We start from the raw sequence: 21,320 nt of genomic DNA on the forward strand, positions 1-21,320 counted from the left end.
GCTGACCAGAATCACGCACCAAGTCTCACGTGCGTTCGACTTGAATTAACAAAATCTCAAACATCATTTTCCGGCGTCCCGAAGGGCTTTCAAAGCCTGACCTCCCATCGGGTACAATGCCATCAGGTTAAAAATCGTCATAAGACCAACGCCTACGTCACCGAGATCCCATACTGTGGTGTAAGCTGCAAGTCCTCCGATGAAGAGCATTACAAGAGCCACGATTTTGTAGGCAGTCTGGTAACACCATTTATTTCCGAACAGGTAAGCTACGTTGGAGCGGGCATAGAACAGAATTCCAATGAAAGTGGAAAAACTGAACATTGCCAGAGTAGCTGCAATAAAGATTGTTCCAAATGTTCCAAGGTGGTACTGCATAGCCGTCTGCAGCAGATCCATGCCGACAAGTCCGTTGGTGAGTTCCTGTGGTACGAGAAGCAGGATCATTGCAGTACAGGTACAAATCACAATGGTATCAATAAATACGCCCAGTGACTGTACCAGACCAATTTTAACAGCGTCATCGCTTTTGGCAGCAGCTGCCGCACATGGTGCAGAACCGGAACCGGCTTCATTGGAAAACAGTCCTCTTTTTACACCATTCATTAATACAGCACCGAAACCGCCGGCTGCGACCTGGCGGAAACCAAATGCTTCCTGGAAAATACGTGCAAAAACGTCCGGCATCTGTCCGAGGTGTGTAAGAATGATAATGACAGTAAAAATAAAGTATGCACATGCCATGATCGGAACCATGATGTCCAAAACCTTTACGGTTGCATTTTTCCGAAGTACAATAATTGCAGCAAGAACAACAAGAATGATGGTCGTTGCCAGTGGCGGAATGGAAAATGCATTTTCAAAGGCAGAGGTAACCGAATTGCTGATCACCTGACTGATTCCGCACCAGCAGATAAGACCGGAAATTGCAAAAAGTACAGCAAGTACGGAGTATTTGCGATAAGTGCCGTCTTTTCTTTTGGCAAAAAAATGATGCATATAATAAGCAGGGCCGCCATGGTATCCGCCATAGAGCGGATCTTTTTCTTTGTGAAGCTGTGCCAGGGTACCTTCAATAAAAGCAGTAGAAGAACCAAGCAGTGCAGTGATCCACATCCAGAATACCGCACCGGCGCCTCCGGCTGAGATAGCTGCCACAACACCTACCAGATTCCCCATGCCGACGCGGGTAGCCGTGGAGACGATCAGTGTCTGAAACGAAGACAGACCACCGCGTTTGTCTTTTTTTTCATTTAAGGCACGAACCATATCTGGAAAAAGGCGGATTGGCAGGAATTTTGTCCGAATGGTAAAGTAGATTCCGGTTGGAATCAGTAAAATAACGAGAAGCGGAAGACCTAATGTTCCGCCGCCGGGTAATGGAAGAGTGACCAGATCACCCCATAAAAAGTTGTACACAAGTTCAATAATTGTTGTCATAATGTCCCCCTTAGTTTTACAGATAAACAATTGATCGGTTTTGTATTTCATTGGAAAACCAGCTGTTTCGAATTTTGTTTCACATCTGTAATTTGTAAATGATAAAGGCAAGTATAGCATATATCTCCGAAAACATCAACACTTTAAAGTGCGAAACTTTAAAGTAAAAAACAGTATGTCGTAGTTCACTCGTTCCATTTGCAAAATATACTTGTTATTACTCACTTTATAGAAGCAGGAATCTTCTTGACGGAGATAAAAAATGAGATTCCGAATGCGGTTTACATTCGGAATCTCATTTCTAATTTACAGATACTTCTCCGGCAAGAACTTTTTTGTAATCCTCATAATTCTTCTTCAGAAGTTCCGGTGTATTCAGTTCATATGGACATTTTTTCATGCACTGGCCACATTCCAGACAGTTCTCAATTTTTTTCATTTCTTCCTGCATTTGCGGAGTCAGCCAGCCGGCGCTCGGTGCACGGCGCAGCATGAGGGACATGCGGGCACACTGATTGATCATAATGCCAGCCGGACATGGCATACAGTAACCGCAGCCACGGCAGAAATCACCGGTTAGTTCCAGTTTTTCTTTTTCGATATAAGCACAAATTTCTTCATCCATGGAAGGGGTATGTTCCATATAAGAGAGCCATTCTTCCAGTTCGGATATTTTCTGGATTCCCCAGATTGGCAGAACGTTATCAAATTGTGTCATGTAAGCCATGGCAGCTTTGGAGTTGTGGATCAGACCTCCAGCAAGTCCTTTCATGGCAATAAATCCCATGTTTTGTCTGGAACAGGCTTCTACCAGCTGAAGTTCCTGTACAGAGGAAAGATAGCTGAACGGGAACTGCATGGTTTCGTACAGACCGGAAGCGACACATTCTTCTGCGATACCGATCTTGTGCGCAGTGACACCGATGTGGCGGATCATACCCTGTTCTTTTGCTTTCAGCATACATTCATACATTCCTGTTCCATCTTCCGGGCGGTAACACTGGTTGACACAGTGGAACTGATACAGATCCAGATAGTCTGTCCGGAGTAAGTGCAGGGATGTTTCTAACTGACGCCAGAATTCATCCGGAGTCGTTGCGGCTGTTTTGGTGGCAATATAAATTTTATTGCGCATGTGTCCGAACGCTTCTCCCATTTTTTCTTCGCTGTCACTGTAGGCGCGGGCAGTGTCAAAAAATGTCATGCCGCCTTCGTAAGCACGATGCAGGATTTTGACTGCTTCTTCCGTGGATACACGCTGGATTGGTAATGCACCAAAGGCATTTTGTGGTGTCTGGATGCCGGTGGATCCTAATGTAATTTGTTTCATAATGTTTCACCTCATAAATAGCTGTTTTTTATCATTTTATTAAAAAGATATTATCAGTTACAGATATTGTATACTGTCAGGAGGAACGGTGCAAGGTGAACTGTAACATAAAATTCATCATTTGAACGCAGAATAAGCAATCCCCCGCTTCAAGCGTGTAGAGCACTAAGCGGTGGGTAAGGGGGATGCTTATGTCAGTGGGAGTTAAAAGCTCCCACTGACAGGTCGCAAAGCGACTGCGTTCATGAGCAAGTAGCGAAAACGGATTGCGAATGTCCGCTTTACCATCATAGAAAGACAAATGTACGTTGTATGAAGAAAAATGCTTGCATCTTGAAAAAACCTGTGATATGCTTTTTTACGGATTTGTCGTTGGTCGTTGAAATCAGATGCATATGTTTGCATCGCAGACAAGTTCACTCTGGAGAGTCTTCGCATATGCGAAGCGCCGAAGGTGTCGCGGTTAAGTGATCGGATGATCTGTGCGTATCGTATGGATCGGTTCTTTCTGGTTATAACCGCTTATCTCTCAGGCAAAAGGACAGAGCATACCACAATATATGCATGTTCTACTCTTTAGAGGCTGATATTTTATCAGCCTTATTTTTTATATAAAAAGGAGAGAAGAAAATGGCAAAATTATTCAATCAAATTCTTACATCAATCGACGATTTTGTATGGGGCGTTCCCCTGATCGTCCTCATTCTGGCAGTCGGTGTATTTCTGACCATAAGAGTCAAAGGTCTGCAGATCCGACTTCTGCCACGTGCAATCAAGGAACTTTTTGTAAATGAAAAAAGTGGTGACAGCGGAGAAGTATCCAGTTTTGCAGCATTGTGTACTGCATTGTCCGCAACCATCGGTACAGGTAACATCGTTGGTGTTGCAACCGCGCTGGTAGCCGGAGGTCCGGGGGCGTTGTTCTGGATGTGGGTAGCTGCCTTTGTAGGTATGGCTACAAAGTATTCGGAGTGTCTGCTGGCAGTGAAATATCGTACCGTTGCAGAGGATGGTCATATTGTGGGTGGCCCGTTCTACTACATTGAAAAAGGTATGGGAACAAAATGGAGATGGCTGGCAAAGATTTTCGCATTTTTCGGTGTTTGTGTAGGTTTGTTTGGTATCGGAACATTTACACAGATCAATGGTATCACAAATGCCGTACAGACATTTTTTGATCCGGATAAAACATGGACCGTGCATATGTTTGGAATGGATTATTCCTGGACAGTTGTAATCGCAGGCGTATTGTTATCTATCTGTGTCGCACTGGTAGTTATCGGTGGCATCAAACGTATTTCCAGTGTTTCACAGGTTGTCGTGCCGTTTATGGCAGTTGCATATGTAGTTGTTGTATTAATTATTCTGCTGACACATCTCGGAGAGATTCCGGGAGCGTTCAGGACAATTATTGAGAGTGCGTTTGGTCTGCGGGCAGCAGCAGGTGGAGCATTGGGAGCAGTATTGATGGCAATGCAGAAAGGTATTGCCCGTGGTATTTTCTCCAATGAGGCAGGCCTTGGTAGTGCACCGATCGCAGCAGCCGCTGCACTGACAGATTCTCCGGGACAGCAGGGCCTGATTTCTATGCTGGGAACATTTATCGATACAATCGTAATCTGTACAATGACAGGACTTTCTATCGTAATTGCAGGTACATGGAATATCGGTCTGGAAGGTGTGGCAGTTACTACAAAAGCATTCCAGACGACATTACCGTTCCCGGAGCAGTTTTCATCCTTTATTTTGATGATCTGCCTGGTGTTCTTTGCATTTACGACGATTCTTGGATGGGATTATTACAGTGAAAAATGTCTGGAGTATTTATCCAATGGAAATCAGAAAGTAGTTAAAGGTTATCGCTGGTTATATATTCTGGCAGTATTTATCGGACCGTACATGACAGTTTCTGCTGTGTGGACCATCGCGGATATCTTTAATGGATTGATGGCGATCCCGAACCTGATCGCACTGGTGGCACTGAGCGGAGTGGTTGTCAGTGAGACAAAGCTTTATCTGAAACGTATTGGAAAAGCGTCTTAAGATGCGTATATAAAAATTAATTTTTAGTATATGAAACGAAAATGTGGTATTTTACCTTCGCGGTTAATAATCGCCTGCATGGGAAAAATACCACATTTTCTTTATCTGTGTTTTCTGACTAATTCAATTCTCTGTTAACCTTAAATTTTTTCCCATTTTCTTAACCCCCTGGGTGGCTTGTGAAGCTGCTTTTCTTTTGTTATTCTGATAAAAAGTGATCGAATTGTTGTGTCTGAAAAAATGTATATGAAAGGAAAAAATTATGTTGAACAGAAAAGGAAAAAAAATAGGTGCAGTTCTTCTGACCATGGTTATGGCACTTGGCTTGCTGACGGGATGTGGAGGAAACAGCGAGCAGAAAGATGGCTCTGCAAAAGCGGAAAACACAAGTGTGAAAGTATTTACATACGGAGATACCACATTTAATGCAGAAAACGATGAATCGGACGTGAACCCACACAGAGGATATTCCGGATGGGCATGCATCCGTTATGGAATCGGAGAGACGTTATTTAAATATTCCGATTCTATGGAATTAGAGCCATGGCTGGCAAAATCATATGAAAATGTAGACGACAACACATGGAAGATTACATTGCAGGACAATGTGACATTTTCCAGTGGACGAAAAATGGATGCGCAGGCAGTCAAAGAATGTCTGGATGATCTGGTGGCAGTCCATGAACGTGCAGCAGGTGATTTAAAAATCAGTAATATTGAAGCTGACGGTCAGATACTGACGATTACAACCAGTGAACCGGTTCCGGCGCTGATGAATTATCTGTCTGATCCGTATGCCTGCATCATTGATATGGAAGCGGGCATTACAGACGATGGAAAAGTAACCGGAACGGGACCGTATATCGTGCAGGAACTGGAAACCGACAAAGGTCTGACTCTGGTAAAAAATGAAAATTACTGGAACGGTACACCGCATCTGGATACGATTTATGTAAAAACGATCACAGACGGGGACACCATGACTATGGCAATGCAGTCCGGTGAACTGGATGCCGCTTACGGACTGCCGTATGCAAGCCTGCCACTGTTTGAAAACGAACCATACACGATTTCTTCCTGTGAGACATCCCGTTCGTTCTTTGCACAGATGAATTATGCGACGGAAGCACTTCAGGATGATAACGTCCGGGCAGCGATCGCAAGTGCGATTGACAAGGAAAACTTTACTTCCGTATTGCTGGATGGAAACGGAGCTGCGGCAGTGGGACCGTTCCCGGAAAGTTTTACCTTTGGTGATACTACCGTAACCGCGGAAACCTATGATCCGGCAAAAGCAAAAGAATTACTGAAAAATACCGGTTGGACGGATACCGACGGGGACGGTTATGTAGATAAAAATGGTAAAAAATTGATGATCCGTTGGGTGACTTATCCAAGCCGCCAGGAGTTACCGCTGCTGGCAGAATCGGTACAGGCGACCATGAAAGATATTGGAATCGATGTTCAGGTAAACAGTACGGCTAATTATCAGGATTATCTGGATAAAGGCGACTGGGATATTTTTGCAGGTGCTTTTGTCAGTGCACCGACTGGTGATCCGGAGTATTTTTTCACCACACATTGTCTGGACAGCTCCACAAAGAATCGTGGCGGATATCACAGTGATGCGTTGGAGGCATTGGAAAAACAGATGGCAGTTACTTTTGATCCGACGGAACGTGCGTCTCTGGCGACACAGATGACACAGACAATTCTGGATGACCATGCATTTGTTTTTTCGTCTCATTTGAAAATGTCTATGGTATCAGGAAAAGGTGTGTCCGGTCTGGTGGCACATCCGTCAGACTACTACGAAATTACGGCAGATTTGGATAAAGAATAGTGGAAAATATAGAGCAGAAAACATCAGATGTGAGATCATTTGCGACTCTATAGATGATCTGCAACAAGATTATATATGATAGGAACTTATCAGGAAAAAGGTTCTGATAGGTAAGGAAAAATACGAACAGGTATGAAAAAATATATCATAAAACGGTTATTACAACTGATTCCGATTTTGTTTGGCATTACGCTGCTGACGTTTGTGCTGATGCACACGTCTTCCGTGGATGCAGTTGACATGATGGAGCAGAATACGGGAATGGCATGGACGGAAGAACAGAAAGCGGCCGCCAGAGAAGAACTGGGACTGGACAAATCTGTGCCAGTACAGTATCTGAACTGGGTAGGAAATATGCTGAAAGGGGATATGGGAACATCCTATATCTCCGGGCAGCCGGTATTGCAGATGTTTCTGGAAAAACTTCCTATGACAATTTATCTGACAATCACGTCTGTTTTGATGACCATTGCGCTGTCGATTCCGTTGGGAATCCTCTCCGCGGTTCGAAAAAACAGATTTACCGATTATTTTATCCGGATCTTAAGTTTTATCGGAAATTCTATGCCCGGATTTTTTGTCGCGTTATTGCTGATGTATCTGTTTTCGTTGAAACTTGGGTGGTTTCCGGTGATGGGAAGTGGTCAGGGATGGAAAAGTATTGTTCTGCCGACACTGACGCTGGCAATTGCCATGTCTGCAAAATATACCAGACAGATTCGGGCAACGGTTCTGGAAGAACTGAAAAAAGATTACGTGGTCGGAGCCCGTGCGCGGGGCATCAGAGAACGAAAAATCCTAGTCGGAAGTGTATTGAAAGCATCCATGCTGACGATTGTAACATTGCTGTCGTTGTCCATCGGTTCGCTACTTGGTGGAACTGCAATCGTAGAGTCGATCTTTATGTGGGATGGTGTTGGAAAAATGGCAGTGGATGCGATTCTGACCAGAGATTATCCGGTGATACAGGTATATGTGGTCTGGATGGCGATTATTTATGTGATGGTAAATCTGGTGACGGATATCATTTACCATTATCTGGATCCGCGTATCCGGTTACAGGAAAATCCCTGAGAAAACAGGAGATGATAACATGCGAACGAAAAAGACAAAAATAAAATTTATCATACTGTTAATTTTAGTGGGAATCCTGCTTTTTACTGCAGCTTTTGCGAAGCATCTGACGCCGTACGATCCCTATGAACAGGAACTGGCAAATGCGCTGGCAAAACCATCGGCACAGCATTTGTTTGGAACCGACCGCTATGGACGGGATATGCTTTCCCGTGTGATTTTGGGCGCACAGACAACGGTATTTTCTGCGTTGGCACTGGTGTTGATCATTTCTGTTACAGGCACGATCCTTGGAATGATTGGCGGGTATTTTGGTGGAAAAATCGATGATCTGATCATGCGGATCTCAGACTTGTTTCTGGCATTTCCGGGCATGGTATTTGCCATTGCGGTGGCAGGTGTCTTAAGTGGTGGTTTAAAAAGTGCGGTGATCGCCCTTGCCTGCATTTCCTGGACGAAATTTGCCCGGCTTGCCCGCAGCCAGACGCTGACGGTAAAAGAAATGCCGTATATTGCGGCAGCAAAACTGTCGGGGTGTAATGGAATGCAGATTCTCCTCAGACACATTTTTCCTAATATTGCGGGAACCATGATCGTGACTGCCATGCTGGATATCGGAACTATGATCATGGAGCTGGCAGGGTTATCATTTCTGGGACTTGGCGCAACGCCGCCGATGGCAGAATGGGGTTCTATGATGAGCAATGGGAGGAGTATGCTGCAGACCTGCCCGTGGATCGTGATCGCGCCGGGAATTGCAATGTTTGTGACGGTTGCGATATTTAATTTGCTTGGTGATACCGTGCGGGATATGATTTAGGGACAAATGATATGATGAGTAATATATTGGAGTATCGTAATGTCGATATTCATTATGGAAAAAAACAGGTAATAGAAAATGTTTCGCTGTCAATGAAACCGGGAGAAATCCTTGGAATCGTCGGAGAATCCGGAAGTGGAAAAAGCACCCTGATCCGGGCAGCTATGGGATTGCTTGGAGAAGGCGGAACGGTCACACAGGGACAGATTCTCTATCAGGGAACGAATACAACAATTGATATGACGCAGATTCACGGGGAAGAAATGCGCCGTTTGCGCGGAGCGGAAATTGGCATGATCTTTCAGAACGCAGGAGCATCCCTCTGTCCGATCCGAACGATAGAGGAGCAGCTTTATGAGGCAGTATTGGAACATGAATCCATCTCAAAAGGAGAGATTCGTGACCGGGCGCTGGAATTATTTGAACAGCTGCGATTTACCAACGGAGAGCAGATTTTAAAAAGTTATCCCTTTGAATTTTCCGGGGGAATGAATCAGCGTGTGGGAATCGTGCTTGCCATGGTGCTTCGTCCGCGTTTGCTGCTGGCAGATGAGCCAACCAGTGCGCTGGATGTGACGGTACAGCTTCAGGTTTTGCGGGAAATGAAAAAATTACGTGACATGTACGGAACTTCCATTGTTCTGGTGACACACAACATTGGTGTGGTCAATTATCTGGCAGACCATGTGGCAGTCATGCATCAGGGAAAACTGGTGGAATATGGCACAAAAGAGGACGTGTTAAACCATCCGCAGGATGCATATACGAAAAAACTGATCGGTTCGGTATTGCATTTGAAACGGAGTTAAAATAGGGGCGTAATATTAGCTATGGATACAATATTAGAAGTAAATAATTTATCAAAGCAATTTTACAAAAATAAAAAATTGTTCACAGCGGTAAATGGCATCAGTTTTACGTTGCAGCGTGGCGAATGTCTGGGAATCGTCGGAGAAAGCGGTTGCGGAAAAAGCACTACTGTAAAAATGCTCACCCATTTGTTAAAACCGGATGGGGGGGATATTTTTCTAAACGAAACCGACATTCAGAAACTGAGAGGAAAATCCCTAAAAGAATTTTATACGGAAATTCAGATGGTATTTCAGGTGCCGCAGGATTCTTTTGATCCCAGAAAAAAAATAGGGGACAGTATCATGGAAAGCATGCGCAATCATGATATCGGCAAAAAAGAAGCACAGAATCGTCTGGAACAATTGTTGCAGCAGGTGGAGCTTCCAACAGAGATCGCAGACCGCTACCCAAATCAGGTCAGTGGCGGTCAGTGTCAGAGGGCGGCAATTGCCCGTGCTTTGGCAGTAAATCCGAAAATCCTGATCTGCGATGAGGCAACCAGTGCGTTGGATGTGACGGTACAGATGCAGATCATAGAGTTATTGAAACGATTGCAGAAAGAAATGGATCTGTCGATTCTTCTCATCAGTCATGATCTGGCATTGGTGCAGCATTTGTGCGACCGCGTTATCGTTATGTATCAGGGAAATATTGTGGAACAGGGAAGAACTGAACGCGTGATTAATGCGCCGGAAAACGGCTATACAAAAATGTTGATTGAGGCAGCAATGCTTGGTCAGTAAGGTGATTCGCCCTGAGGAAAGAAGCAGATTATGGTTTTTGTTGCAGAGTTGAAGAAAATAATATCCCCCTGGGTGGCTTGTGAAGCCACCCTTTTCCTGTATAAAATGTACTTAATGAATATGAGAACGGCAAAATGAAAGGAGACGGGATATGAGCAACGCAGCAGAACAGCAATACGCAGAACAGGGGATTGTATATCTGGATCCGAAAATGAGGATCAAAAATTACTGGACACAGAGAAGCCATTCCTTTGCTGAACTGCGTGTAAAAGAATTAAACAGTGTGATGGCAGATCGCTGGCTGCGGGAAATTGCAAAGCATATTCCGGCCGGAGGACAGCTTCGGATTCTGGATATCGGAACCGGAACCGGATTTTTCGCATTTCTGCTCAGCAGTCTGGGACATCGTGTTACCGGGATCGATCTGACTCCTTCCATGATTCAGGAAGCAAAAGAAATCGGACAGACATTACACAGCCCGGCACAGTTTCGTGTCATGGACGCAGAAAAATTATTATTTGCAGATGAAAGTTTCGACATGGTTATTTCCAGAAATCTGACCTGGACCTTACCGCATCCGAAGGAAGCATACCGGGAATGGCAGCGTGTATTAAAACCCGGTGGATTACTTTTGAATTTTGACGGCAATTACGGAAAAGCAGATTTTACCGGAAAAGGCGAAAAACTTCCGGAAAACCATGCACACAAACAGATTGCCGGAGATCTGATGCAGGAGTGCGAGGCAATCAAAGATCAGCTGGAGATCAGCTATCATGTGCGCCCGGCATGGGATGTTACCGCATTGGGGGAGGCAGGATTTGAACAGATCAAATTAGACCTTGGCATCAGCAAACGGATTTATATCGAAAAAGATGAATTTTATAATCCGACACCGTTATTCTGTATTGCAGCGACAAAGAACTAGTACAACGATTTCTAAATAAGTACCATATAGAAAACAGACAAGTTATATGCGGCACTTATTTAAGAAACATTGTACTGAATTTAGGGGTACTATTATGAAAGAACTGGGAGAAAAGATCGTCAGCTACTGGGGGAACCGCGCCGAAGGTTATTCCGAATACAACCGGGAAGAACTGGCAGGCGATAAGTGGCAGGACTGGATCACAGAGATAAAAAAACAATTACCGAAAAAAGAAAAATCGGAAATCCGGATTCTGGATATCGGAACCGGTCCCGGTTTTTTTGCTATCCTGCTGGCGCAGGAGGGCTATCAGGTAACAGCAATAGACTGTACCGCAGAAATGCTGGCAGAAGCGCAGGCAAATGCCGGAGCACTGGCAGCGCAGATCACATGGAAGCTGATGGATGCACAGAAACTGGAATTTGCGGACGAAAGTTTTGATCTGGTACTCAGCAGAAATCTGACGTGGGTATTAGAAGAACCGGAAACTGCTTATGCAGAGTGGTATAGGGTATTAAAACCAGAGGGAATCATGCTGAACTTTGACGCGAACTGGTATCGCTATCTGTATGACGAAGAAATGCGAAAAGGTTATGAAGCCGACCGTGCAGCCACAGAAGCAAATCAGGTGCGGGACGAATATATCAATACCGATATTGATGCCATGGAAGAAATTGCGAAAAACGTTCCATTGAGCCGCAAGCTTCGCCCGGAATGGGACAGAGAAGTCTTACAGCACATCGGTTTTTCAGACATAGATATTGATACCGACATTTGGAAGCATCTCTGGACGGAAGACGAAAAAGTAAATTTTGCATCGACACCGATGTTTCGTATCGCGGCGATGCGATAATACGATAGATAAAAAGGTTCAAAATTTTTCCATTCTGCAACAAAAAAAAGCGAAGCGTTGTGAATCTGAAACAGTATCAGTTTTGCAACAACAAAAAACCCCGAAAAACCGTGCATTTTTGTAAAAACAAAATTGGCACGGTTTTTGCATTATATAAAAGCGTAACCAAAAACAATAATAAAAAATTATTTATATAAGAAAAGGAGAAATTATAATGTCAGAAATCGCTGTAAGACACACACGTGAAGAAAACTACGCGCACACAAATGACTGGAAAAAACCTTACGACGGAAATATCTTTGATATGTTCAAAGATGGCTCTTTCGAGCTGATCGATCTGTCCAACCCATTTGGTAGAGGAAATCCACTTTGGCCATCCAACGGAGACTTCCATATCGACAGAGTACAGCATATGCCGATGCATTACAGACTGCTTCAGACTTTCAACTCATTCCATATGCACAACTCTACACATGCAGATTCACCGGCTCATGTTATTCCGGAGAGCCCATATACACATGAACTCCCGATCCAGAACTACTTTGGTGAAGCTGTTTGTCTTGATATCCCGAAAGGAAAATGGGAGCTGATCACGGTAGAAGATATTGAGAACGCTGCGAAAAAAGTTCCTGGCGGAATCAAAGAAGGTGACTGGGTTCTGTTAAATACAGGTACACACAGACGTTGGGGTGAGAATGATGATTATTTCGCATACAGCCCGGGACTTTCTATCGATGGTGCAAAATGGTTCGTTGAGCATCACGTAAGAGGTGTTGGCTTCGATATGCAGGCAATCGACCACATCCTTTATACATATGCAGCAGATCACGGCCCTGGTCCATACGTTCCGCGTATCTGTGAAGAATACGAAGAACAGTTCGGACATCCAGCAAAAGACGATTTCCCGGAGTGGGAGCCATGTCATGATATCTTAATGGCAAACAATGTAATGGGTATCGAGAACCTTGGCGGAGATCTGGATAAAGTAACAAACCAGAGATTCTTATTCTGTGCATTCCCGCTTCGCTGGTACATGGGTGATGGTACAATCGTTCGTGCCGTTGCATTTGTTCCATCTGACAGAATCGACAGAAGTGTACCGGACAAAGAGTATCCGTACGGCGTATACTAAGAGTTAAGGATACGATTTAACGATTAACATACCGCAAACATAACTGTTCAGAGCTGGGTTACAGATTTCTGAACAGAATAAGTAAATAAATGAATAAGGAGCCAGACATCAGAATATGGTAACTGTTCAGAGCAGTAAAAACTAAATAATGGCTCTGGACGGTGAACACCACATATGATGTCCGGCTCCATTTTTAAGCAAAAAAAGGGGAAATTATGAGTAAAAAGAATATTGCTGTCCTTGGTGCAGGTAAAATGGGACTGGGAATTGCCCAGCTTTTCGCAACAAAGGGACATCAGGTAAAAGTAATTTATGTATATGATGATAAGATCCGCTGTGATGCAGCCGCAGTTGTAAGAAGCAACTTGAGCGTATTAGTTGAGAATGATGTAATGACACAGCAGGAAGCTGACGATGCAGCTGCAAGAATCAGCTTTGTAGACACCATCGAAGAAGTGGCAGATTTTGCAGATATCGTATTCGAGGGAATTATTGAGAAACTGGAGATCAAACAGGATTATTTTGCAAAAATGGATGCGATTTTCCCGGTTTCAACAATTCTTGCAACAAATACATCCGCGATCAGTATCACAGAGATTGCAGAGAAATCCGTACACAAAGAGCGTATCATTGGTACTCACTACTGGAATCCGGCTTACCTTGTTCCGCTAGTAGAGGTGATCAAGACAAAATATGTATCTGATGAGACGGTACAGGCTACTTACGATCTGTTAAAAGAAGCAGGAAAACGTCCGGTTATCGTAAAGAAAGATGTTCCGGGATTCCTTGCAAACCGTATGCAGCATGCATTATTCAGAGAAGCATTAAATATCATTGAGCAGGATATCGCTGATCCGGCAGACGTTGATGATGCAATCAAATATGGCTTCGGTATGCGTCTTGGCATCTGCGCACCGGTAGAAGTTATGGATATGGGTGGACTGGATCTGACTTACAACATCCACAGCTATCTGTTCCCGCATCTGTGCAACAGTACAGAGCCGTCCAAACTTCTGACAGACAATATTGCAAAAGGCAACCTTGGCTTCAAGACCGGACAGGGACTTGAAACATGGTCCAAAGAAGATGTAGAAAAAGCAAACAAAGAACTGACAGAGGGACTGATCAAAGTTGCCCGCGTTCTTGGTCGTTTATAGGAGGAAGTTAAATGAGAGACGTAGTAATCGTAGCAGGATGCCGTACCCCGATCGGTACCATCGGTGGTCAGTTTAAGACACTTGCACCGGTAGAATTAACCATTCCGGTTATGCAGAATCTGATAAAAAGAGCAGGCATTGATCCGGTGATCATTGACGATGTCATCTGGGGATGCAACTATCAGAGAACTTACAAAGAAAATAACCTTGCCCGTGTAGCAGCAGTAAAAGCAGGTCTGCCTGTAACTGTACCGGGTATTACCATCCATAGAAACTGTACCTCATCCATGTCTGCCATCCAGATGGGATTTTATCAGATCCGTGCCGGAGAAGCAGAGTGTATCATGGCAGGAGGTTCTGACAGCATGAGTACCGCACCACATATGGTATTCAATGCCCGTTACGGACAGAAATACGGTCATATGGAGATGCGTGATTCCATGTGGGATTCCCTGACAAATCTGGGTGTTGGACCGGCTATGGGTATCACAGCAGAGAACGTAGCTGACAAATACGACATCACAAGAGAGCAGATGGATGCATATTCTCTCCGTTCTCAGCAGCGTGCAGTAGCAGCCATCGATGCAGGACGTTTTGAGGAAGAAATCATTCCGGTTACTGTAAAATCCAGAAAGAGCGAGACTGTTTATACCGTAGATGAGTATCCGAAACGTAACGCCACGTTAGAGGGACTTCAGAAACTGAAACCTGCATTTAAAGAAGGCGGAAAAGTAACAGCAGGAAATGCTTCCGGTATGAATGATGCTTCTTCCGGTGTCATCCTGATGTCTGAAGAAAAAGCAAAAGAACTTGGCTGCCCGATCATGGCAAAGGTTGTCAGCGTAGCTACAACAGGTGTAGAGCCTGAATTAATGGGAATCGGACCGATCAGCTCCACAAAGAAAGCACTGGAGAAAGCTGGTCTGACCGTAGATGATATCGATCTGTTTGAGATCAATGAGGCATTTTCTTCTCAGTGTCTGGCCTGCCAGAAAGAACTCGGTGTTCCGGATGAGAAACTGAATGTAAACGGTGGTGGAATTTCTCTTGGACATCCGGTAGGAGCAACCGGTTCCAGAATCGTCATCACACTGATGTACGAGCTGAAACGCCGCAAACAGCGTTACGGTGTTGCAACACTTTGCGCCGGCGGTGGAATGGGAACAACCGTTGTCATTGAAATGTGTGAATAGTAGATAATATTAAAATTATTCCTGTAAATTCAATGACTTAGAAAAAATGTACTCTCGGAATTCATCGTTTAAAAGATTCCGAAATTACATAAAAGAGCAATGGAGGATTGCGTGAAAGATTTTGAATTTTCTTTTCCAACGCAGATCATTTTCGGAGCGGATGCAGAAGAAAAAATCGGAGCTCTGTCACAGAAATACGGACATCGTGCGATGATCATTTACGGAAGCGAACGTATCCGAAACAATGGTCTGTATGACCGGCTTGCCGCAAAACTAAAGGAGTATGGAGTGATAAGCCTGCCCTTTGGCGGTATTGCCGAAAATCCGCGTCTTATAAAGGTTGATGAGGGAATAGACCTGGTGCGGAACAATGAAATAGACCTGTTGCTTGCCGTTGGCGGGGGGAGTGTTATAGATACAGCAAAGGCAATCAGCCTTGGAAGCTACTATCCCGGAGATGTCTGGGATCTGTATGAACAGAAAGCAAAAGCAACAGAAGTGCTGCCCATCGGCGTTGTACTGACGATGGCGGCAACTGCCAGCGAAGCAAACGGAGTCTCTGTTATCTGGAATGAAGAACAAAATAGAAAATGTGCATTGACGGACGTACGGGTTTGCCCGAAATTTGCACTCATGAATCCTGAATTGACCTACACAGTGCCTGCACGCCAGACGGCGGCAGGCTCTTTGGATATATTTGCACATGCATTTGAGCGGTATATTGTGCGGTCACAGGAAGGGGTATTGCGGGATCATCTGTGCGAATCCATCATGCAGACAGTGATCGAAGAACTGCCGGTTGTTCTGGCAGATCCGGCTTCCAAGGAAGGGCGCAGCGAACTGATGTGGACAGCGACCATGGCACACAGCAATATGATCGGTTTTGAAGGGGATTATGCCTGTCATGCGGTTTCCCATATTTTTACGGAACTGTTTGGACTGTCCCACGGAGAGGCACTTGCAATCCTGATGCCGGCGTGGTGCTGTATGATGAGTTCGCGGGAACCGGAATTTATGAAAAAATTCTTTTCCCATGTATGGCACGCCGAAGGCGGGGATGATGAGGCGCTGCTCTGGGACGGTGTGAAGCGCTTTTACCGTTTTATCAGTAGCTGCGGACTGGCAACAACGCTGAAGGAAGCTGGATTTATTAATGTGGATACCGACCGGGTAACAGACAAAGTACTGCAGGGTGAAACGCAGTTTATTGGCGGCGGATTTCAAAAACTCTATAGACAGGACGTGAAAAATCTGATTGAATTGTGTTTATAAGATATCGACAGAACGAAAGATGAGAGGTGCATAAAATGACAGATTTGACATTAAATGCCAGACAGAAGAAGTTGTTATCGATTTTAAACGCAAGACACAATGTAGAGACAGGCAAAGAGCTGGCAGCAAAGCTTGGCGTGTCGGAACGAACCGTCCGAAACGATATCCGCGAGATCAACAGCAAATTAAAACAGTATGAAATACAGATTCTTCCCCAGTATGGAAAAGGCTACACGATATCTGTCAACAACCGTGAGGTATATCTGCAGCTTTTTTCGGAAAAAGCAAACTATGAGACGAAGGAAGACCGTATCCGAACGATGATGCTGCGGCTCATCCGGGAAAATGACTGGTATGAGCTTGGCAACCTGGAGGATGAAATGTTCGTCAGCCGGACAACTTTAGAGAGCGATATCCGCGCCATGCGGCAGCGCGTATCTGTGCGTTATCCGTATCTGCAGATCCAGCGTCAGGGAAATTATATCAAGTTTGAGAAGGATGAAATCAAGCGGCGGGCACTTCTGATCCGTCTGTATGCGGAAAACTGGGATTATGATTCCAGAGACGGAATCGTGTTAAAGCAGGATGAATTTGGCAGAGAACGTCTGGAAGAAATTCAGGATGTGTTCAAGGATGAGCTTTACCGCTGTCAGACCGATCTGGATGATTTCGGACTGATTTATATGGTTCTGGCAATTGCGGTCATGCAGTTTCGGGTAAATAGCGGCAATACGATTGAAGCATTTGAGAAAAAAGGTGAGTCTCAGGGGATTGCGGCAGTCGTCCGCTACGTGCTGGATGCGTTAAAGGAACTGTGGCAGATTGAACTGCAGCAGAACGAATATCTGTGGCTTTCGGATATTTTTTATCAGATTCAGATTTTAAATACACGAAATATGACCAAGGCAGCGGTGCTTGGATACACGAGCCCGGTCTGTCATAAGATCGTTAGAGAGATGCTGCAACAGGTAAAAGCGGTGTATGGATTGGATTTTACCACAGACGACCGGTTGTTTGCCGATCTGTGTGTGCATGTACAGACCTTGAAAAACGGTATTATCGCGCCGCAGATTCAGCATCATGTCTTTGGCGATGAACTGCGGAACCGTTATCCCCTGTTGGGGGATATCTGCCACTTCTTAAAGAACTGTCTAGGACAGGAGTGTGAGGTGCTTTTAGGAAAAGATGAGGAAGATTATCTGCTTCCGTTTCTGATTTCCGCACAGCGTACACTGTATCAGAAGATCCGCGGCAAAGGGTTGTCCACCGTAGTGATCAGCCATTTCAATGGAAGCGTTACACACTTTCTGATGGAACAGCTGCAGAAATTTTACGGTGACATTTTAGATCTGTACGGACCGTATCCGGTTCACGGCAAGGAAAGGGCAAATCAGGATAAGCCTATGCTGATCATCACGACAGTTCGGATGAAGGACTTCCGGCGTCTGTTTCATGCGCCGATGCTGACGGTATCCCCGCTGTTGGATGAGGAGGATCAGGCGCGGCTGGAGCACTGTCTGACAGATATCAAATGCAAATTGTTATATCCGGAGAAAAAACGTGCGATTCAGGATTATATCCGACCGGATATGATTTATAAAATGAAAAATAAGGATAGCCTGTCCAGCGTTATCGCTGCCATTCAGGATCGTTTTTATGTAAAAAAATACATGGTAGAAAAAGTGGCAGTTGATCTGGAAAATGACTATCTGGCGATTTTACCAAATGGATTTGTGTTTATGTATCAGGAAGATGCCTATATTACAGATACAGTAGTCAGTCTGGTAAAACTGGAGCGTGCGATTTCCTGGAAACATGCCCGTAATATCCGTGCAATTATGTTTATGGCGCTTCGCCCGGAGGATCGGACGCAGCTTGGATGGTTCTATCATCTGGCATTTGAACTGGCAGGAAATATACAATTACTGGATTCGGTGATCGAAAAGGAATCTCTGGAAAATATGGATAAAAAATGAATTGGGAACTGTGTAAACGAAAAGGATTAAGTAAAAAGGAGAGGGGCAATTATGGATGCAAAATATATTAAAGCAATGAAACCGCGTGATCTGACAGAAGAAGAAAAACAGAGACCATATGCGAAACTGTTTTACAAACCACAGCCGGATATCAGTGACAGAACGAAAAAAGTACTGGCAAGCGGTGAGCCGATGGATCCGAAATATGCGATGACACCGGATAATATCCGTGAAAAAACAGTACATATCCTTCCGGAAGAAGAATGTGGATGGTGTTATCTGCCGGGCGGTGGTGCTTATGTCACGAACCGTCATGATATGCCGGGAGTCACAGTGGAGATGTACAGACACTGGTTATACTGGTGGAATGAGATTCCGGAGGAAAGCGAAATGCGTTATAAATGCTGGTGTCCGGATTCCCATCATTGCAGTGATTTCATGTGGAGTACTGAAAATATCGGAGATTATATGTTAGATCTGACACTGACAGATCCGCTGGCAGATCACCCGGAAGCCATCGGTCTGGACGAGGAGATCTGCAAAGAGGCAGGTATCCTTATGGTGGACGGTGCCAGTGCAAGGCAGAAACTGTTCAGCACAGATCTGGAAGAACACCCGGTTCCGGCAGTCGTAATGCATTTTGTTTATGATGCGCCGGATGGAATCATTATGCGAAGTCATTTCTGGATCGGTTTTCAGGCAATGGGCGGAAAACTGGTCAATGTAATGGGTGAGCGTCCAATGCCGGAGAAAGATCTGCTTATGGGACTGCTAGAGCACAACAGCAAAGAGATGAACAATCTGAGAGATCTTATGCCAATCCTGTATACAGAGTTCCGTAATAAATAACAGATAAAATAAAGTTTATGAAATTATGCTGAAAAAAGAACCGTGCGGAGGGTTGCCACACGGTTCTTTTTCTGTTGCTTTTTTATAACGTTACTATACATGAGGAGGGTATAGGAGTTATAGAGCAGGATTATTTCGGCTTGAGGCTGCCTGAAATTCCTGCCTTGATCTATATGTTGTCAACAGTGGTACGGAAACTGCGTAAATCCGCATCCAGATGCTGATACATATCTAAGTAATACGGGTAGAGTTTGTCATAAACTGCTTCCCATTCCGGAACTGGTTCGATAACTTCTTTGACCGGAATCAGTTCCTTGATCGTCTGAGTCAGATCGGAGAATACACCAACGGCAGTACCTGCGATCAGGACATCACCGAATGGCACATCGCCGGAGCGCTCATCCAGAATATAGATCGGCATATGAAGCATAGATGCTTTGATCTGTGACCAGGTACGGCTTTTGGAACCGCCGCCTGTGATGCGTAAGCATTCCGCCTGTCCGCCGGCTTCTTTGATGGTCTCCATAACATGTCTGAGTGCAAATGCAGTTCCCTCAAATACGGAACGGACGAAATGTTTGCGCTCTGTGTTCAGAGACATTCCGATGAACATACCTCTTGAATAGGAATTCCAGAGTGGTGCACGTTCACCGAGCATATATGGGAAAAAGAGTAATCCATCGGAACCCGGAGCTACTTCTAATGCTTCACGGTTCAGATATTCATACACGTTAATGCCAAGTTCTTCCGCTTCTTCTTTATCAGCCTGTCCGAAGGTATCCAGATACCATTTGATGGAAGCGCCGGAAGCGTTGATCGGTCCGTCAAAAATATATGGCATGCCGTCAATGGCACATGGTTTTGTGACAACCGGAACATCGGAACGGCTCTGAACCGGAGATCCGACAAATACGAGAGAAGTTGTTCCGGAGGACTCACCTGCTTCACCAAGCTGGCTCAGTCCGGTTGCATACATGGAAGCCATTGCGTCGCTGCATCCTGCAACTACAGGAATACCGCTTATCAGTCCGGTTTCAGCAGCAGCTTCTTCGGTAACTGTACCGATGATATCTGTGATCTTGGACGGCTGTGGAAGTAATGCATTAAAATCGACATCCAGTACTTTGGCGATCTCATCAGACCATGTTAAAGAATTGATATCCAGACACTGACATCTGGAAGCGCAGTCAAGGTCGATGGTCATCTCACCGGTCAGCTTATAGTTGATAAAACCGTTTGCCTGTAACAGTTTTTCTGTTTTTGCAAATGCTTCCGGTTCGTGTTTTTTGAACCAGAGCAGTTTTCCCGGTAAGAATGCAGTACTTGGCTGTCCGCCAACGATGGATACGAAATGGTCAAAACCAAGGGTATCTGTAATGTAGTTTAATTCTTCATCGGAACGGGTATCCATCCAGATCATAGCGTTTCTTACCGGATTTCCTTCTTTATCTATAGGAAGTAAGGAAATTACGTGAGAGCTGATGCTGATACCGCGGATATTTTCCACGATCTCTTTGCCAGCGGTTGTTGTTATTTCTTTAAAAACAGCTTTTGCATTGTCCCACCATTCATTTGCATCCTGTTCGATCTGGTTTGCTGCCGGAAAGATCAGGTGGCTTGGACGGGAAGCTGTTGCAATGACATTTCCTTTGGTATCCATAATGTTCGCCTTAATATTTGTGGTTCCCATATCCATACCAAGTAAATAGTTTTCTGCCATATCAGAATCCTCCTTAAATATGAGCCTTAGTAAATACCTTTAATACTTATTATTTATCTCAGTCGAGAAGACTCCCACTTCTGCAAGTGGTGAGTAAT

General features: G+C 44.7%; 17 protein-coding genes and 1 riboswitch. Of the genes, 14 read left to right on the top strand and 3 right to left on the bottom strand.

Translation table 11 applies throughout. The features are described from left to right. Positions 1-63 precede the first annotated feature (63 nt). Positions 64-1,440 (bottom strand): alanine/glycine:cation symporter family protein, encoded by a 1,377-nt coding sequence (locus LG34_RS11595; protein ID WP_330427526.1) that lies wholly within the window; start codon positions 1,438-1,440, stop codon positions 64-66. 301 nt (positions 1,441-1,741) lie between these two features. After that, positions 1,742-2,770 carry an aldo/keto reductase gene (locus LG34_RS11600; protein WP_109216200.1) on the bottom strand — a complete coding sequence of 343 codons (1,029 nt, stop codon included), beginning with the start codon at positions 2,768-2,770 and terminating at the stop codon, positions 1,742-1,744. Positions 2,771-3,181: 411 nt separating this feature from the next. Next, a riboswitch (glycine riboswitch) is annotated at positions 3,182-3,325 on the top strand. A 75-nt stretch (positions 3,326-3,400) separates the two neighbouring features. Here LG34_RS11600 and LG34_RS11605 point away from each other — a divergent pair. The 14 genes from LG34_RS11605 (at position 3,401) to LG34_RS11670 (ending at position 19,502) form a co-directional block, all read left to right on the top strand. Beyond that, positions 3,401-4,813 (top strand): alanine/glycine:cation symporter family protein, encoded by a 1,413-nt coding sequence (locus LG34_RS11605; protein ID WP_177957404.1) that lies wholly within the window; start codon positions 3,401-3,403, stop codon positions 4,811-4,813. Positions 4,814-5,075: 262 nt separating this feature from the next. Continuing rightward, positions 5,076-6,656 carry an ABC transporter substrate-binding protein gene (locus LG34_RS11610; RefSeq protein WP_109216201.1) on the top strand — a complete coding sequence of 527 codons (1,581 nt, stop codon included), beginning with the start codon at positions 5,076-5,078 and terminating at the stop codon, positions 6,654-6,656. 132 nt (positions 6,657-6,788) lie between these two features. After that, a complete protein-coding gene (nikB, locus tag LG34_RS11615; protein WP_109216202.1) occupies positions 6,789-7,730 on the top strand; it encodes a nickel ABC transporter permease in 942 nt (313 codons plus the stop codon). 19 nt (positions 7,731-7,749) lie between these two features. After that, complete coding sequence (nikC, locus tag LG34_RS11620; RefSeq protein WP_109216203.1) at positions 7,750-8,550, top strand: nickel transporter permease; 801 nt, start codon at positions 7,750-7,752, stop codon at positions 8,548-8,550. A 14-nt stretch (positions 8,551-8,564) separates the two neighbouring features. After that, positions 8,565-9,359: an ABC transporter ATP-binding protein gene (locus LG34_RS11625; protein WP_181369355.1), complete on the top strand. Its 795-nt coding sequence runs from the start codon at positions 8,565-8,567 to the stop codon at positions 9,357-9,359. Positions 9,360-9,380: 21 nt separating this feature from the next. Continuing rightward, positions 9,381-10,145, top strand: coding sequence for an ABC transporter ATP-binding protein (locus tag LG34_RS11630; RefSeq protein WP_109216205.1), 765 nt, complete (start codon positions 9,381-9,383; stop codon positions 10,143-10,145). A gap of 151 nt (positions 10,146-10,296) precedes the next feature. Further along, the gene (locus LG34_RS11635; protein ID WP_109216206.1) at positions 10,297-11,070 is read left to right on the top strand and encodes a class I SAM-dependent methyltransferase; all 774 of its coding nucleotides are present in this window, start codon (positions 10,297-10,299) and stop codon (positions 11,068-11,070) included. Positions 11,071-11,164: 94 nt separating this feature from the next. Beyond that, on the top strand, positions 11,165-11,923 hold the full coding sequence (locus LG34_RS11640) for a class I SAM-dependent methyltransferase (protein ID WP_109216207.1): 759 nt from the start codon (positions 11,165-11,167) through the stop codon (positions 11,921-11,923). Between the two features lie 214 nt (positions 11,924-12,137). Further along, on the top strand, positions 12,138-13,055 hold the full coding sequence (locus LG34_RS11645; RefSeq protein ID WP_109216208.1) for a cyclase family protein: 918 nt from the start codon (positions 12,138-12,140) through the stop codon (positions 13,053-13,055). A 215-nt stretch (positions 13,056-13,270) separates the two neighbouring features. Continuing rightward, entirely contained in the window at positions 13,271-14,212 is a 942-nt protein-coding gene (locus tag LG34_RS11650) for a 3-hydroxyacyl-CoA dehydrogenase family protein (RefSeq protein WP_109216209.1), read from the top strand. Positions 14,213-14,223: 11 nt separating this feature from the next. Next, on the top strand, positions 14,224-15,405 hold the full coding sequence (locus LG34_RS11655) for a thiolase family protein (RefSeq protein WP_109216210.1): 1,182 nt from the start codon (positions 14,224-14,226) through the stop codon (positions 15,403-15,405). 111 nt (positions 15,406-15,516) lie between these two features. Then, positions 15,517-16,677 carry an iron-containing alcohol dehydrogenase gene (locus LG34_RS11660; RefSeq protein ID WP_109216211.1) on the top strand — a complete coding sequence of 387 codons (1,161 nt, stop codon included), beginning with the start codon at positions 15,517-15,519 and terminating at the stop codon, positions 16,675-16,677. Between the two features lie 35 nt (positions 16,678-16,712). Then, positions 16,713-18,653: a BglG family transcription antiterminator gene (locus LG34_RS11665; RefSeq protein ID WP_109216212.1), complete on the top strand. Its 1,941-nt coding sequence runs from the start codon at positions 16,713-16,715 to the stop codon at positions 18,651-18,653. 51 nt (positions 18,654-18,704) lie between these two features. After that, on the top strand, positions 18,705-19,502 hold the full coding sequence (locus LG34_RS11670; RefSeq protein WP_109216213.1) for a DAPG hydrolase family protein: 798 nt from the start codon (positions 18,705-18,707) through the stop codon (positions 19,500-19,502). Between the two features lie 169 nt (positions 19,503-19,671). Here LG34_RS11670 and LG34_RS11675 read toward each other — a convergent pair whose 3' ends face one another. Further along, complete coding sequence (locus LG34_RS11675) at positions 19,672-21,222, bottom strand: xylulokinase (protein ID WP_109216214.1); 1,551 nt, start codon at positions 21,220-21,222, stop codon at positions 19,672-19,674. Positions 21,223-21,320: the final 98 nt, after the last annotated feature.

Source organism: Eubacterium ramulus (genome assembly GCF_003122485.1).
Taxonomy (GTDB): Bacteria; Bacillota; Clostridia; order Lachnospirales; family Lachnospiraceae; genus Eubacterium_I; species Eubacterium_I ramulus_A.